Genomic DNA, 13812 nt, shown 5'->3' with positions numbered 1-13812 from the left:
TCCCCTTGCCATCGATGTTCCAAGTTTTTTACAACCAGTAAGTCACCGCATACCAGCCCAAGCCACCCATCACCACGGTGTAGGGCACGGCCATCCAGACCATCCGGCCATAGGACAGGCGAATCAGCGGGGCGATCGCCGAGGTCAGCAGGAACAGGAATGCAGCCTGGCCGTTGGGTGTGGCGACGCTCGGCAGGTTGGTGCCGGTGTTGATGGCCACCGCCAGGGTCTCGAACTGTTCGCGGCTCATGTGGCCGGTGACGAAGGCCTGCTTGACCTCGGTAATGTAGATGGTTGCCACGAACACGTTGTCGCTGATGGCCGACAGCAGGCCATTTGCAATGAACAGCATGCCGGGCTGCTGGTCGGCGGGCAGGCCCAGCACCCACTGGATCAGCGGCGTGAACAACTGCTGGTCGTGAATGACCGCCACCACCGCAAAGAACACCACCAGCAGCGCGGTGAACGGCATGGCGTCCTTGAACGCATTGCCGAGCCTGTGCTCGTCGGTGATGCCGGTGAAGGCGGTAATCAACACGATGACCATCAGGCCGATCAGACCGACCTCGGCAATGTGCAGGGCCAGGCCCACGATCAGGATCAGCGCGGCAATACCCTGGACGATCAGGGCGGCGCGTTGGCGTGCGGTGCGTTCACGATTGTCCTGCTCGGCGTAGTCGGCCAGCACGGCACGTACGTTGTCCGGTAGCAGCGTGCCGTAACCGAACCAGCGCAGTTTTTCCAGGGCTACGCAGGTCACCAGCCCGGCCACCAGCACCGGCAGCGACACCGGCGCGACTTTCAGGAAGAAGTCGATGAAATGCCAGTCCATCTCATGGCCGATCAGCAGGTTCTGCGGTTCTCCTACCAAGGTGCAGACGCCGCCCAGCGCTGTGCCTACGGCGCCATGCATGAGCAGGCTGCGTAGAAACGCCCGAAACTGATTGAGATCTTCATGATGACTCGACGGCAGATCGTGGTCTTCATCGACATTGCTGTCCTGGCGCGGATCGTTGCCCGACGCCACACGGTGATACACCGCATAAAAGCCGACCGCGGCGCTGATGATCACCGCGGTGACGGTCAATGCGTCAAGGAACGCAGACAGGAACGCCGAGAGAAAGCAGAACATCAAGGCCAGCAGCGCCTTGGAGCGCACGCCCAGGAGCAGGCGTGAGAACAGGAACAGCAGTAGATCCTTCATGAAGTAGATGCCTGCCACCATGAACATCAGCAGCAGGATCACCGGGAAGTTGTGCAGCAGCTCATCGTACAGCGCCTTGGGGGTGGTCATGCCCAGCACCAGGGCTTCGACCAGCAGCAGGCCGCCGGGCATCAGCGGGTAGCATTTAAGGGCCATGGCGAGGGTGAAGATGAACTCCACCACCAGCATCCAGCCGGCAACAACCGGGCCCAGGGTCCACAGCACCACGGCATTGAGGATCAGGAACGTGATGATGCACGCCTTGTACCAGCGCGGGGAATGCCCCAGAAAGTTATGCGCGAAAGCCTGAGCCATTGAACCGGACATCGGCTGCTCCTTTTAATTAGAAGCGCGCAACTTGCCGTAAGAAATGAGGAATATCAAGAGTAAGAATAAATACCGTTCACCCGCGACAATCCGACTCAGGCCCAATACCGCGCAACCACCGCTCGATAATGCCCCTGGAGCGAATAACCGCCCACCAGGATTCTTCCATCAGCCTGCATAGCCAGGGTGGTGGCGGTGTCCAGGCTGTAGCCGAGTCGAGTACGAACCCAGCCTTTGCCCTGGCCGAAATCCGGGTCGAGGCTGGCGTCTGGCAGATGTCGGGCAAGTACGAAGTCGGCCTCGATACCACCGATGGTAGCGCCAGCGGTCACCAGTTTTCCGTCCGCTTGAAGCTGGGCGGCGGTCCACTGACTGGCATTGCGTCCGATCGCCATGAGTTGGCACTGGCCCTGGTTGCAATGACGGTCCGGCTTGCCGTCGGGGCGTACTTTCAGTGACAGGCTATGCATCGGATCACGGCTGCTGCCGAACACCTGCAGATCACCGCTCGTATCCTGAACGATTTGGCTGACCATCACGCTGTGCCCCTGCGCCAGGATGGACAGGAAGCCATTTTCGCCGAAGCTGTCATCGAGTTTGCCGCTGCTGTCGTAACGGGCAATCAAGCCATGCTGGGGCAAGTCGATGGCGCCGCCGACGACAATATGACCGTCAGCCTGGAGCACCAGACAGCCGAGCCAGGTATTTTTCAACAAGCGTCGGACCATCACGAAGCCGCGACCGTTGAACGAAGGATCCAACGCCCCATCGGGCAAGAGTCGGATCAGTACGCCGACATGATCGGAAAATTGATAGTGGTGGTTGGCGAGCACAAGGATCCGACCATCGGCCTGCACTTGCATGTCGCAAGCCTCAAGCCCCGGCACGCCGGGTGGTAGCCAGGGGTCGCGCAGGCCTTGGGAGAGATTGCCGCAAAGCCTGATGACGTGCCGGCCGGCGTTGCCGAAGCTTTGAACGGCGCAACCTTGCTGGTCGAACAGCGCCAGGGCGGGAAGGGTGTGGTCATTGCTTTCGTAGTGCAGGCCGGACAGCAGGATATGCCCATCGGGCAACACGATCACCTTGCCCGCCGTCGCTTCGAAACCCTGTTCAAACGCGCCGATCACGTAGCCGCGGGTGCCGAAGTCCGGGTCAATCTCACCGTCGTGGTTGAGTCGCGCCAGCCCGAACCGACTGCCGTGGGCCGTCTCGACCCTGGCTGCCACCAGGATTTGTCCGGCGTGATCGAGGGTCAATCCGGTGGTCAGGCTCGAGGTACTGTCTTCGAAATGAACCCAGGCTTTGCCGTTGGTGGCAAAGCCTGGATCAAGTTGCCCAGCGTGGGCCATGGCCCTGGGGGACACAAACGCGAATTGATCGAGCATGCCTGCCTCTCCTTGCGTGTCGAGCAGCCCGAAAGGGCGACGACTGCATGAGGGCAACATTCAATCCCTGAATGTGACAATACACAACTGTCATGTTCTACAGATACAGCGGCGATTCGTGCCATAACGATGGCTTTACAACCCAGAGCCAAGCCTGCAATCGATAACAGGCTTTACCTGTGGTTATTCAGGCATCGACCAGGATTGCAATGTGTAGCCTTCCTGGCTCAGTTCGGCACGAGCCTGTTTCAACAGATCGGCCAGTTGGACCGGGTCGGTATAGGCGCTGCTTGGAATTTGGGTGCGGCCAATATGGGTATTGGTGCGGTCGATGACGGTCAGGCTAAGTTCACCGTTGCCGTCTTGTGGAGCCCAGGCCACGCATTGGAAAGGACGGAATGCGCGGTCGGCAATCAAAAGAGCTTCGTTGATACGGAGCGGGGCGTTCATGGCGTTTTCTCTTAAGTGTGCCCAAACAAATGATGTGCCGTCGGTTGGGCGTACCGTGCGGCTGGTTACTTGTACTGATGTCCCGAACCCGTAGGCGGGTCACACATTATTTAAATAAATTTCGATTTTCTTTCAGACCAGGCTTTTGGGCTTTTGTTTGAAAGCACCCTGAAACAAACAGGTCTGTGATAACTAACGAAACGCCTGCTTATAACCACTTTGAAGCGATCCCAATAATCAATTGATACAAGGGTGTGTCAACTTCTTGCTACTGTTACATGCAGGTCTGCCAAACGCCTGTTTCTAATCATATTTCCTTATTTTGACGCCAAGGATCAGTCATGATCGAAGCCAGTACGTCCCGTCGTCTGCTCGTGGTTGATCCCTGCGATGATTGTCATCGCTTGTTGCCAGCTCTGCGCACTATTGGCTGGGAGGTGGACAGTTGCGCCCTCGAACACGCTGGCGATCGGACGTGTGACGTCGGTCTTTTGCGATTGCAGCCTTTTCACCTGGAACGCCCGGAAGCCGTCAAGGAGTTGATCAGCCGTAGCGGCACCGAATGGATCGCTGTGCTCAACCAGGAAGTGTTGCGCCTGCAAAATGTCGGTGATTTTGTCTGCGAGTGGTTTTTCGACTTCCATACCTTGCCGTTCGACGTGTCCAGGGTCCAGGTGACACTGGGCCGGGCGTTTGGCATGGCGCGCCTGCGGGGACAGGGCTCGATCCACATCGATCAGCCCGAACATGAACTGCTGGGCGACAGCAAGCCGATTCGCGAACTGCGCAAATTATTGAGCAAGTTGGCGCCCGCCGAGTCGCCGGTATTGATTCGCGGGGAGAGCGGTACCGGCAAGGAGCTGGTGGCGCGCACCCTGCATTGTCAGTCTTACCGGCGTAATAAGCCGTTCATCGCCATCAACTGCGGCGCGATCCCGGAGCACCTGATCCAGTCCGAGTTGTTCGGGCATGAGAAGGGCGCGTTCACCGGGGCTCACCAACGCAAGATCGGGCGGATCGAGGCGGCCCATGGAGGCACGTTGTTTCTCGATGAAATCGGCGATCTGCCGTTGGAGCTGCAGGCCAATCTGCTGCGTTTCCTGCAGGAAAAACACATTGAGCGGGTCGGTGGCAGCCAGCCGATCGCGGTCGATGTGCGGGTCTTGGCGGCCACCCATGTGAACCTTGAGGCGGCCATCGAGCACAAGCGGTTTCGCGAGGACCTGTATTACCGCTTGAACGTATTGCAAGTAGTGATGGCGCCGCTGCGCGAGCGTCATGGCGACCTGTCGATGCTCGCCAGTCACTTCTCCCATTTCTACAGCCAGGAAACCGGTCGCCGTCCCCGCAGCTTCAGCGAAGATGCCTTGGTGGCGATGGGCATGCATGATTGGCCCGGCAATGTGCGGGAACTGGCCAACCGCGTCCGGCGCGGTTTGGTGTTGGCCGAAGGGCGACAAATCGAAGCCCGGGACCTTGGCTTGGCCAGCCACCAGGGCGTCGCGGTGCCGATGGGTACGCTGGAGGACTACAAGACCCGCGCCGAGCGCCAGGCCCTGAGCGATGTGCTCAACCGTCACAGCGACAACCTGAGCGTGGCCGCCAGGGTGCTGGGCGTGTCCCGGCCGACGTTCTATCGCCTGCTGCACAAGCATCAGATCCGCTGACTAAAACCTGCGCACATCCCCTGTGGGAGCGAGCTTGCTCGCGATAGCGGTCTTTCATTCAGTATCAATGCTGACTGAAAGGGCCTCATCGCGAGCAAGCTCGCTCCCACAGTGGTTTTGCATTTCCCTTGGGATATGTGCCCATCACATATCCCTGAGGGCATCAGAAGTAGTACGGGAATTTCAGGCTAAAGGTGAAATCCGGCGCATCGTCGGTCAGCCCGATGGACAGGTTGGGCACGATGGTCAGGTTGTCGGACGCGGCGACGGTCATGCCGATGTTGAAGTAGCCGGCGTTGGCGTCGCTGGAGACCACCGATTCCCAGTCGCCGCCGTCCTGTTTGAGCTTGCTTTTCTTTTGGATCAGGTCAGAAACCGAGAACGACATGCTCATCTTCTCGTTCAAGGCGAAGGCGATGCCCGCGCCGAGCTGGAAGCTGTCGCCGATCCGCACCTTGCCTGGGATCTTCTGGTTGACCGTGGAACTGATGTCGTCGAACGACTCCTCCAGGTTATGGGTGTAGGAGAGGGTGCCGAACAGCACCGCCGGGTCGAAGGTCTTGACCAGCGAAAGCCCTGGCGTGATCGACCATACGCCGTTGCCGGTGGGCAGGTCGTCAGGCACGAACAGGTTGGTGTTGGCCTGGGATTGGCGCAGCTTGATGCCGAATGGGTCCTTGCCGGTGGGGGCCTTGACCCGCAGGGTGACCACCGCGTCCGGGGAATTGATCGACTCATCCATGAACTTGTAGGCGATGCCGAAGTTGACGTCGCCGATGGTCGGGTCGCGGGTCACGGTTTCTTCGCTGGTGACGCCGGCTGCGCCGTTGTTTGCGCCGCCTGACTGATAGGTGGATTCGCGGTAGACCACCGGGACGTTGAGGTCGAACTGCCAGCGGTTGTCGAAGTTATAACGGCCAGTGAGGTCCAGCGTCCAAGTGTCAGCCTTGATCCGGTCGAGGTTGATGTTGCCCAGGAAAATCGAATCCAGGGCCAGGAAACCATTGAGGATCAGTTGCCGCGTGTCGTAGCGCGAATAGGTCACGCCGGTCTCGAAACTGAATTTACCGCCGCCGAAGAAGCCGCTGGCCTCGTCATAGAGGTTGGAGACGCTCTGGGCCGGCTGGGAATCATCGGCCAGGGATTGCCCATAGCCACTGCCGCCAGCCGTTGTCGCACCGCCGCCGGCCACGGTCTGGTTGCCTTTCATGTCGGCCGGGGATTTGGCCAGGCGTTTGGGCGGTGGGGCGGCGGGTTGATCCTCCACTTGGCGAACCCGCTGTTCGAGCACCGCCAGGGCCTTTTGCTGGACCTCGTACCGTTGCTTGAGCTCAAGAAGTTCCTGTTTCAGGGCCTCGATGTCCGCATCCGGGGCCGCCTGCAACACGGCCGCCGGGAACAACGTGCTTAAACACATCACAGCGCGCAACGATACGGATCGATACATGAAATATGCCGTCCTTATTTGCCCATTGATCGGCGATCAACGTAGATCAATGTAGATCAATATCCGAGGTTTCGAAGACCACGTAACTGAGTCAGGTTGCAGTCCAATGCTCCGGCACTGGGGCCGTTGTTGTTCAGCACCACGTTGAGCTGCGTCATGTTGTTGACCAGATTGCTGTTTCCCAGCAGACGGGTGTTTTGCAGCAAGCCGCCTTGGGCCACTTGTTGCAGGGTGCTGCCCTGGTTATGGCTGGCCTGGATCGCCATTTGCACGCCGCTGCCGGTGGCGGTGACCGCGACACTGCCGGCGGCGTTGCTGCCGCTGATGGTCTGGCCCTTGGTCAGCAACTGGCCTTGGGAAGGCACGAGTGCCGGGGCCTGGTTGCTCTCTTTTACGTTGATGTTGACGTTGTTGTAGGCCGTATTGCCGTCTCCGGCGGCGCGTACGCTCTGGGTCACGCCCTGGCTCGTGCCAAGGCCGGCGCCACCGGTAATATTGCCGCTGCCCTGTTCGGGGGCGCTGCCGTTACCGGTCTGCTTGATGGTGGAGACATAGAATTCGGGTTTGACGGTGGCGGCCTGGATCTGCATGGCGCTGGTGGCGCCGATCAAGTCGCCGCTGGCGTTGCGCCAGGTACTGCTCATGACGATGCCGAAGCTGATGACTCGGCCGGGCATGACATAACGACCGCGCAGCTCGGAAAGCTCCTGGTCCTTGACTTCGATGGGTTTGAAGCCCGCATGGGCGTAGCCCGAGGCGGTCGCGAGCAGGCAGGCCAGCGACAGCCAGTGTGAGGTTTTCATGTGCTGCTCCCGGAGCGTCCTGCTCCTTTTTGTACTTATGTTGGCAGTTGGTCGGCGATTAAAAAAAGTCGCTCTGTATGAAGCCGAAATCCATCAGTTCCGCATCCCTGACCGGGTTGAAACCGTCCAGCTTGTTACGTGCTGTCAGTGGTTGCGGAGGGCTGCGTAGCGCATTGGTCTTGTCATAGCCCGGGCCGACGATCGCAAAGACGATGCCGTTCCAGCCTTTGACGAACTCATCATGGGCGTAGCGCTTGTGGCCCAGCACCGGGTCGCCGATGTAGACCCATTGCTTGTCGGCCCGCTGCAACACCACGAAGTGCTTGTAGCCGCGTATCTCCATCAGGACCACCACCGGAATCGTCACCGCTTCGAGTTTCTCTGGCGGTATCCGGTAGCCTCGGGCACGCATGCCGATGGTTTCCACGTAGCGCTTCATGTCCAGCATGGAAAATCCTTGGGTGCGAACCAGATTCTGGTCGGCATTGACCAACATGCCTTTGATGACGTGCTCTTCATCGACGTCAAGCCAATAGGCCTGGCGCAGCACCGTGGCCAGCGCGGCGGCGCCGCAACTGAAATCGGTTTTCTGTTCGACGATGTCGCTGAATTTGCGTTCGCGTACGCTTTGCACCGGTTTGTAGACCAGCATGCCGCCAGGCAGGGCGGCGACGGGCATCTGCGCTGCTTCGGCCGTGCAGGCCAGACAGAGCAGCAGGGAAACGGCAGTGACACGCATGATCAATACGCCTAGTGGGCATCCAGGAAAAAGCCCCCTGTGGGAGCGAGTCCGTGGGCGCAACGCTTGCTCGCGATAGCGGTTTTACAACCAACAGAGGCGTTTTATGTAACGACCTCATCGCGAGCAAGCTTTGCTCCCACAGACTCGCCCCTACAGCGGTACTTTTTTACATGCAAGCCTTGCAGCCGGCAGCGATGGACAGCGAGTTGCTCTGCTGGTTGCCCACGCCTGCCGACACGTTGGCGCCGCCGTTACCGGAGAAGCCGTTCATGGAGTTGGTCATGGTGGCGTTGTTGATCACAGGGTTTTTCCAACCGTCGCGGGTCAGCACCTGCTGGGTGTTGCTGCCGGCCAGCTCGAAGGTCCCCACGGCGGAGAACTTGAACTTGTCGTCATCGTGACCGCCGCCATAGCCGCCGCCTTTGTTGTCCCAGCCGCCGTGATCGTCTTCGGCGGTACCGGTACCTTTGGCCTTGAACGTGCCGGAGGCGCTGTAGGTGCTGGTGAGGGTGTCGGTCTTGTAGGTCCGCACGCCTTTGTTGTCGACCACAAGGCCGGTGGAGGATTGATTGGCCTCGGCAGAGGCCTGTGCGACACGGCCACCCGACACTGCGATGGCCAGGTTGTTTTTCTGTTGGTTGAAGTTACCGGCGGTCACGTTGATGCCGATGTTGCCGGAGCCGTTGTTGCCTGCATTGGTGAGCGAGGCGTTGTTGTGGGTCGAGTTGTTTTTTACATAGTTGTTGGTATTGGTTTGCGTGGCACTTGAGGCGGCGACAGCCGAGCCGAAGATGAAGCTTTCGTCAGCGGTAGCCAGCGCTGCGGCGTTGTCTTGTTGGTTTCCGTCGCCAGCGGCGATGTTCGCCCCCATGTTACCGTTGCTGCCATTGAGGGAATCGGTAGCTTCGGCGGTGTTTTTAGTGCCCTGGTTGAGCACCTCGTTGCCGTCGCTGTTCTGCTCATCCATCACGGTAGCCATTGCGCTGGCGTTGATGGACAGCTGTTCTTCCCACGTTGGGCCTTTGGGACCGTGGTGGCCGTGATCATCACCGTGCCCGTTGCCGTTTCCTCCAGCCTGTGCCGCCATTGTCATGACCGCGGCGAGAGCGAAAACCAATGGTTTGAGTGCCATTGTAGGTTTCATGGTGTTTCTCCTTGCGTGTCGTTGGTTAAGTGTCGGTACTTTCTTATGTAGCCTCCGGGTCAATCAGCGACTCGGATGCTCAGGGTGTTAGCCATACGGTTTCCCACCCCGGCGCTCTGGTTCACCTGGATTACCCCTCGGCTGCCGGTGAAGGCCTGGTCGCTGGTAACGACCTGGCGACTGCCGGTTGGGGCGCCAGTTGCTCCTGAGTTCGGTAGCAACGCCACGTTCTGTTGAGATAGGGCGCTGTCATCAATGCTCTGCGGATGGGCACTGATGCCCACCCGCATGACATTGGCCATCTGGTTGTTGGCCCCGGCGGACTGGTTGACGCCCAGCACACCGTTGCCGTTGGTAAAGGAGTGGCCGCCGATTCGAGCGGTGGCATTCATGGAGGGGTTGGCCGGCGTGTCGACGCGTTGCTGCACGCTCGTGCTGGCCTGGGCGTGGCTGCCGATGGCGATCGCCCGGGTGTTGGTCTGCTGGGTCTGGTCACCGGCCGCCTGGTTGACGTTGAAGTTGCCGGTGTAATGGCTGCCGGAATCCTGCAGGTTGGCGCTGCTGACCGCTGCAGCACCCGAATCGGCAAATACGTTGAAAGAGCTGAGCAGGGAAAGCATGAACAGGGCGAGGAGAAACAAGGTTGGCTTCATCTCACTGGCCTCCCGCGAGCCGACCCAGCGGGGCCAGGCCTGAACTCAACGAGCGGTTGATGGTGCCGGAGATCGCGCCGCCGCTACCGCCACCGTGACCGGCACTCATGCCCGGCATGCCGTTGGGGTTGGTCACGACGTTCAAGCCTTGCACGCCGGTATTCGGGTTGACGGTGTTGCGGATCGACGAGCCGCTGGCCACGCTGGCAAATTCGCCATCGCTCAGTTCGGTGCTGGCGGTCGCCTGGTGGATTCGTTCAGAGGGGTTGGCATTGACGGTGGTCGGGTAGGGGTCTTTGCCACCGTTGCGACCAATTGCGATGGGCTGCACGTCACGGTTGAGGACAATGACGCCGTTGCCCTCGGCCTGTGCCGGCAGACTGAGCGTTGCGCTGGCGGCGCAGCCGATCAACAGCAGACAGGTTATGCCCCTATCGAAAATCCCCATGGCATTGATTCCTTCTTCGGTACGCTGGCCCTAGTCAGCGTTGCGAAGGTGGAGAGCAGGTGTCGTGCCGTATTTTGAAATGTTTTTTATTTCAACGAGTTGGAGCTACGGAGGGCATGCCGGGGAAGGAACCTGTTTCAGCGCTGAGACAAGGTGCATGGTGACCAACCGGTCACCTACCGTCCCAGGCCTCTGGATCCAGGCTTTTGGGCGGGTGTTTCAGAAGCTTGACAGTCTTGATGGCAATTTGGTGAAGCGGCGTTGGATCCGGGTTTGGAGCGACTGCGCTGTTTCAAGAATGGAACAGATCACCCCGCGATCAGGCTTGAAGCAGCTGGCTAACGACGGCGAACACTTGCTGTTGGCGTTGCGCCCAATCGCCTTCAATGACCTGGAACGGTTGCCGGTGTCCGCTCAGCCAAGCCTCGATCGCTTCAAAAAACGCCAGCCGTTCAGCCAGTTCAGGTTGGCAACGCAAGCCGTCGCCGGTCCATTCGACCTGCTCGGGGCTCAGCAGCAGGTGCACGTCGTAATGGCGGGTCAGCAAGGCCGGTTCGAGCCAGTCCGGGCAGTCGCCGAACAGGGTCTGGCTCCAGAGGATGTTGCTCAGCAGGTGAGTGTCGAGGATCAACAGCGCCGGCCGGCGGGCACGCGCCTCATCTTCCCAGGCCAGTTGGCCGGAGGCGATGTCGGTGATGTCGGCCAGGCAGGTATCGCGTTGGGTCTGCTCCATGAAATGGCGCACGTACTCATCCACCCGCACGCCACCAAAGTGTTCCTGCAATTGCGCCGCCAGCCAACTCTTGCCGCTGGATTCCGGGCCGGTCAGCACCACCACCTTCATGCGCGCAGGGCCGGGTCGGCGCGCCATTCCCGCCAGCCTTGTACGGCCAGCAGGGTGAACAGAGCGTAGAGCGCCGCTGTCAGGTGCAAGCCCTTGTAGATGAACAGGCCGACGAAGATCACGTCCAGGGCAATCCACAGCGGCCAGCATTGCACGCGTTTTTGCGCCATCCACCACTGGGCCACGAGGCTGAAACCGGTGAGCGCCGCATCGAGCCAGGGCTGGGCGGCATCGGTCCAGTGGGCCATGGCGGCGCCCAACAGCAGGCTGCCTGCCGCACCGATAGCCAGGCCGAACAGCACTGACGACCCGCCGAGGCGGCTGACCTGGCGTCCATCATGATTGTGCCCGGCGCGGGTCCATTGCCACCAACCGTAGAGTTGCAGCACCGCGTAGACAACCTGCAGCAGCATGTCCGAGTACAACTTCACCTCGAAAAAAATCCAGCTGTACAGCAACACCATGACCAGGCCGATCGGCCAGCACCAGGGGTTCTGCTTGACGGTCAACCAGACGGCGATCACGCCGAGGGCTGCGGCAAACAGTTCAAGCCCGGACATGGCGGTTCCTTGGGGAAATAGAAGAGGGCGGCGATTGTAAACGCTATGGCGTGGACAGCTCCAATACCAATGTTGAATGTACCGTCGCTATCGCGAGCAAGGGATTACGATCGTTCCCACGCTCCTGCGTGGGAATGTCGCCAGGGACGCTCTGCGTTCCGCTTCTGGAATGTGACGCAGAGCGTCACGGGATGCATTCCCACGCGGAGCGTGGGAACGATCAAATCAAACCGCATTCGCGAGCAGGCTCGCTCCCACAGGGGTGGTCTACCGATCTTCAGACCCGGAACTGCGTGAGCAACCCGTTCAACTGTTCACTCAACGCCTTGAGACGGGTGCTTGCCTGGCTGGATTGTTCGGCGGCCATGGCGGTGCTGTGGGACAGGCCGGCGGCCTGGGTGACGTTCTGGTTGATGTCTTCCACCACATGGGCCTGTTGCAGGGTGGCGCTGGCGATGGAGGCGTTCAGGCTGTTGAGATTGCGCAGGGCCTGGCCGATGGCGTTGAGGCTGGCACCGGCCAGGCCGGCTTGTTCAATCGTCAGTTGCGAGGCACGGCTGCTGTCGCTGATGACTTTCACGGCAGCTTCGGAATGGCTTTGCAGGCGCTCGATCATCGCCTGGATCTCTGCAGTGGACTTCTGCGTACGCTGGGCCAGCAGCCGCACTTCATCGGCGACCACCGCAAAGCCCCGGCCTTGTTCGCCGGCACGGGCGGCTTCGATCGCGGCGTTGAGAGCCAGCAGGTTGGTCTGCTCGGCAATGGAGCGAATCACCTCCAGCACGCTGCCAATCTGGGTGCTTTCACTCGCCAGGGTGCGGATCACTTCCACTGCCTGGTCGATGGTCTGGGACAGGCGGTCGATCTGCTGCAAGCTGCCATCGATGTTGACCTGGCCTTGCTGGGCCTGGGATTCGGCGTCGCGCATCTCACTGGCCGCGTGCTCGGCGTTCTTGGCCACGTCCTGCACGCCATAGGTGACTTCATTGATCGCGGTCGCTACCAGTTCCATTTGTTGCGACTGCTGCTGGCTGCGTTCCTGAGCCTGCGCCGCGTCGTTGCCCAATTCGCTGGAAGATTGCCCCAGCGCACTGGCCGAAGCTTGCAGTTGGGTCACCACTTGCCGCAGCTTGGCGGTAAAGGCGTTGAAATGCCGCGCCAGTTGCGTGACTTCGTCCTGGCCGTGGGTGTCGAGGGTGCGGGTCAGGTCGCTCTCGCCGCTGGCGATGTTGGCCATGGCGTTGACCGTTTCCTGCAACGGGCCGACGATGCTGCGCACGATCAGGGTCAACAGCAGGCCCATGAGCAGGGTGATGATCAAACCGACCACCGAGGCCTTGATTACCTGGGATTGGAACTCGGCCTGGACGTCATCCACGTACACGCCTGAGCCGATGATCCAGCCCCAGGGTTCGAACAGTTGGACGTAGGAGGTCTTGCCCACCGGGGCCTCGGCGCCCGGTTTCGGCCAGAGGTAGTTGATCATGCCGGCGCCCTTTGACTTGGCGATGGCAACCATCTCGTTGAACAGCGCATAGCCGTTCGGGTCGCGGATGGCCGAGAGGTTCTGGCCTTCAAGCTTCGGGTTGGCCGGGTGCATGATCATGACCGGCGTCAGGTCGTTGATCCAGAAATAGTCACTCTGGTTATAGCGCAGGCCACGCACGGCGCTGAGGGCCTGCTTTTGCGCGGCGTCACGGGTCAGGGTACCGGCAGCTTCCAGGCCTTGGTAGTAAGTCAGCACGCCGCTGGCGGTCTGTACCACATGCTGGGTTTTCTGCACCTTGGCTTGGTAGAGGTCGGCGTGGATCTGTTTAAGCATCAAGGCGCCGAGCGTGAACAACATCACGATGGCCACGACCAGGATGAGCCACAAGCGTCGGCTGATCGACACACTGCGCAAGCTATTCATACGCTGTCACTCCGGTTTTTTATTCTTGTCATATCGACGGCCGGCACTGTAGCGCCCGGCCGCTATCGGTAATTGACCTGAGTCACAACGCGGCAGCGTTATCAGGGCTTGTCTGATAGGATTTCGGCCCCGCAGCGCAAAACCTGAGCCGGTTCTCATTTTTCATTGGTTTTTTTTGAAAGGTCGCGGTTATCGTGCACCCGCTGCGGGGGTACCTGCATGACAC

General features: G+C 60.1%; 13 protein-coding genes. 1 reads left to right on the top strand and 12 read right to left on the bottom strand.

Translation table 11 applies throughout. The features are described 5' to 3' along the window. Positions 1-28 precede the first annotated feature (28 nt). From nhaB to F7R20_RS12955, 3 genes are all read right to left on the bottom strand, one after another. The gene (gene nhaB, locus F7R20_RS12965) at positions 29-1531 is read right to left on the bottom strand and encodes a sodium/proton antiporter NhaB (protein ID WP_003202385.1); all 1503 of its coding nucleotides are present in this window, start codon (positions 1529-1531) and stop codon (positions 29-31) included. Positions 1532-1626: 95 nt separating this feature from the next. Continuing rightward, entirely contained in the window at positions 1627-2916 is a 1290-nt protein-coding gene (locus F7R20_RS12960; RefSeq protein ID WP_003202384.1) for a hypothetical protein, read from the bottom strand. 183 nt (positions 2917-3099) lie between these two features. Then, positions 3100-3366 (bottom strand): hypothetical protein, encoded by a 267-nt coding sequence (locus tag F7R20_RS12955; RefSeq protein ID WP_013693488.1) that lies wholly within the window; start codon positions 3364-3366, stop codon positions 3100-3102. Positions 3367-3707: 341 nt separating this feature from the next. Between F7R20_RS12955 and F7R20_RS12950 the strand changes: the two genes are divergently transcribed. Then, positions 3708-5033, top strand: a complete 1326-nt coding sequence (locus F7R20_RS12950; protein ID WP_003202380.1) for a sigma-54 dependent transcriptional regulator — start codon at positions 3708-3710, stop codon at positions 5031-5033. Between the two features lie 163 nt (positions 5034-5196). Here the strand turns inward: F7R20_RS12950 and F7R20_RS12945 are convergent, their stop codons facing one another. The 9 genes from F7R20_RS12945 to F7R20_RS12900 all read right to left on the bottom strand — a co-directional run bounded on the left by F7R20_RS12945 (position 5197) and on the right by F7R20_RS12900 (position 13586). Further along, positions 5197-6480, bottom strand: a complete 1284-nt coding sequence (locus tag F7R20_RS12945) for a transporter (RefSeq protein ID WP_003202378.1) — start codon at positions 6478-6480, stop codon at positions 5197-5199. A 56-nt stretch (positions 6481-6536) separates the two neighbouring features. After that, positions 6537-7283 (bottom strand): hypothetical protein, encoded by a 747-nt coding sequence (locus tag F7R20_RS12940; RefSeq protein WP_003202376.1) that lies wholly within the window; start codon positions 7281-7283, stop codon positions 6537-6539. A gap of 58 nt (positions 7284-7341) precedes the next feature. Then, a complete protein-coding gene (locus F7R20_RS12935) occupies positions 7342-8022 on the bottom strand; it encodes a C39 family peptidase (RefSeq protein ID WP_003202374.1) in 681 nt (226 codons plus the stop codon). A 169-nt stretch (positions 8023-8191) separates the two neighbouring features. Beyond that, positions 8192-9169, bottom strand: a complete 978-nt coding sequence (locus F7R20_RS12930) for a hypothetical protein (RefSeq protein ID WP_003202372.1) — start codon at positions 9167-9169, stop codon at positions 8192-8194. A gap of 59 nt (positions 9170-9228) precedes the next feature. After that, positions 9229-9822 carry a hypothetical protein gene (locus F7R20_RS12925; RefSeq protein WP_003202370.1) on the bottom strand — a complete coding sequence of 198 codons (594 nt, stop codon included), beginning with the start codon at positions 9820-9822 and terminating at the stop codon, positions 9229-9231. Between the two features lies 1 nt (position 9823). After that, positions 9824-10270, bottom strand: a complete 447-nt coding sequence (locus F7R20_RS12920; RefSeq protein ID WP_003202367.1) for a hypothetical protein — start codon at positions 10268-10270, stop codon at positions 9824-9826. A gap of 319 nt (positions 10271-10589) precedes the next feature. After that, positions 10590-11114 (bottom strand): AAA family ATPase, encoded by a 525-nt coding sequence (locus tag F7R20_RS12915; protein ID WP_003202366.1) that lies wholly within the window; start codon positions 11112-11114, stop codon positions 10590-10592. Continuing rightward, entirely contained in the window at positions 11111-11674 is a 564-nt protein-coding gene (gene pnuC / locus F7R20_RS12910) for a nicotinamide riboside transporter PnuC (protein ID WP_003202363.1), read from the bottom strand. The genes F7R20_RS12915 and pnuC overlap by 4 nt, the downstream gene beginning before the upstream one ends. Positions 11675-11951: 277 nt before the next feature. Continuing rightward, entirely contained in the window at positions 11952-13586 is a 1635-nt protein-coding gene (locus F7R20_RS12900; RefSeq protein ID WP_081352558.1) for a methyl-accepting chemotaxis protein, read from the bottom strand. Positions 13587-13812: the final 226 nt, after the last annotated feature.

It is taken from the genome of Pseudomonas brassicacearum subsp. brassicacearum, from assembly GCF_008801605.1.
GTDB classification, from domain to species: Bacteria; Pseudomonadota; Gammaproteobacteria; order Pseudomonadales; family Pseudomonadaceae; genus Aquipseudomonas; species Aquipseudomonas brassicacearum.
This window is presented reverse-complemented; position numbering and strand designations above follow the sequence as displayed.